This window comes from Sphingomonas segetis (assembly GCF_009720245.1).
GTDB classification, from domain to species: Bacteria; Pseudomonadota; Alphaproteobacteria; order Sphingomonadales; family Sphingomonadaceae; genus Sphingomicrobium; species Sphingomicrobium segetis.
This window is the reverse complement of the sequence record NZ_WJSQ01000271.1, coordinates 1-1,702: the sequence shown is the minus strand read 5'-3', so window position 1 is coordinate 1,702 and position 1,702 is coordinate 1. Positions and strand designations below refer to the sequence as shown.

The following is a 1,702-nucleotide window of genomic DNA, read 5'->3' as shown; positions in this document are numbered from 1 at the left end:
AACCGCTGAACGCGCTCGATTCCGACGGCGCGGAGCGGTTGGCGGCGATCATCGCCGCGCATCGCGAAAACGGCGGCGGCGTGCTCGCCGCATCGCACCAGCCGCTGCCCGGCGAGTGGCGCAAGCTGGAGCTCGGCGCTTGATCGGAGCACTGATCGCGCGCGACATGCGCCGGGGCGGGTCTAGCGGAGCAGTGTGGCTCCCGATCGCTTTCTTCGCGCTGGTGGTCGCGCTGATGCCGTTCGCGGTCGGACCGGATGCGCGGCTGCTGGCGCGGATCGGACCGGGCACCCTGTGGATCGCCGCGCTGACCGCCGCCCTCCTGCCGGTCGAGCGGCTGATCGAGCCCGACCGCGCCGACGGCGTGCTCGACCAGCTCGTGATCCGCGGCATGGCCGAGGAGAGCATCGCCCTGGCGAAGATCGTTGCGCACTGGCTGACCTTCGCGCCGCTGCTCCTGATTGCTGCGGTTCCGGGCTCAATTCTGATGGCGATGGACGGCGGCTCGCTCGCCCGGACGGAGCTCGCCTTGCTGCTCGGGACTCCGGGGCTTGCCGCGCTGGCGGTAACGATTGCAGCGGTGACAAGCGGCCTTCCGCGCGCGGGCTCGCTGGCCGGGCTGTTGCTGCTTCCGCTCGCCGTTCCGTTGCTGATCTTCGGCGCAGCGAATGCGCTGCTGCTCGAAGCGGCGGTGTCGCTGCTGCTGACCGCGGGCGCGCCGTTCGTCACCGGCGCGGCAATTCGCGCTGCCCGAACCTAATTCCTGCTCCATCGGGCGAAGATCGCCGTCGGCAGGAGTAGGCCTCTCGCTTCTTCCCGTACCGCCATTTCGCCCATCTCGATCTTCCCGCCGAGGTCCGCCAGCAGCTGCTTCACCAGCTCGCCAATCGCGAGCGCCGACATGCGCACCGCGTAGACGGTGAGCACGAGGAAGCGGCTGTCGGCATCCAGCAACCTGCGGCAATCGGCGAGCAGCGGCGCGAGATTTTCCTCGAGCCGCCACACTTCGCCCGTCGGTCCGCGGCCGAACTTGGGCGGGTCGAGAAGGATACCGTCGTAACGCCTCCCGCGCCGCACCTCGCGCGCGGTGAACTTGCCGGCGTCGTCGACGATCCAACGGATCGGCCGGTCACTCGTCTCCGAAAGACGGGCATTGTCCTTCCCCTGCTCGACCGACTTCTTCGACGCATCGACGTGGACGAGCCGAGCGCCGGCGTCGCTGAGCTGAAGCGTGCCGACGCCGGTGTAGCCGAACAGGTTGAGCACCTCGGCGTCGCCGGAGCGCCCCTGTTGAATTTTGGCCCGCATCCAGTCCCACTGCGGCGCCATGTCCGGAAAGAAGCCGAGGTGGCGGAACGGCGTCAGCGAAGCCGCGAAGCGAACCTTGCCGCGCGACAGCTCCCACTGATGCGGGACGGGCCGGTGCTGCACCCAGCGGCCGCCGCCTTCCTCGTCGGAGCCCGGAACGAAAGTCGCGTCGGGATCCCAATCCGTGCCCGCCGGCGACCACATCGCCTGCGGCTCCGGACGGACCACCCTGGCATCGCCGTAGCGCTCGAATTTAAGGCCGTTGCCGCAGTCGATTAGCGCCCAATCGTCCCAGGGCTCGGCGACGATCGTGGCAAGTTCGCTCACGCGGCCAGTGCGAGCTGCGCCCCGACCGAGGCGACGGCGGCGCGGCCGTCGAGCAGCGCGGCGCCCG

Annotated in this window: 2 protein-coding genes; one reads left to right on the top strand and one right to left on the bottom strand. The window is 69.7% G+C overall.

Annotated elements, in window-relative coordinates:
• The first annotated feature begins 139 nt into the window (after positions 1 to 139).
• The gene (locus GH737_RS14680) at positions 140 to 760 is read left to right on the top strand and encodes a heme exporter protein CcmB (RefSeq protein ID WP_420853462.1); all 621 of its coding nucleotides are present in this window, start codon (positions 140 to 142) and stop codon (positions 758 to 760) included.
• Here GH737_RS14680 and GH737_RS14675 read toward each other — a convergent pair.
• A complete protein-coding gene (locus tag GH737_RS14675) occupies positions 757 to 1,635 on the bottom strand; it encodes a class I SAM-dependent methyltransferase (protein ID WP_155265502.1) in 879 nt (292 codons plus the stop codon). The genes GH737_RS14680 and GH737_RS14675 overlap by 4 nt on opposite strands.
• Between the last annotated feature and the right edge of the window lie 67 nt (positions 1,636 to 1,702).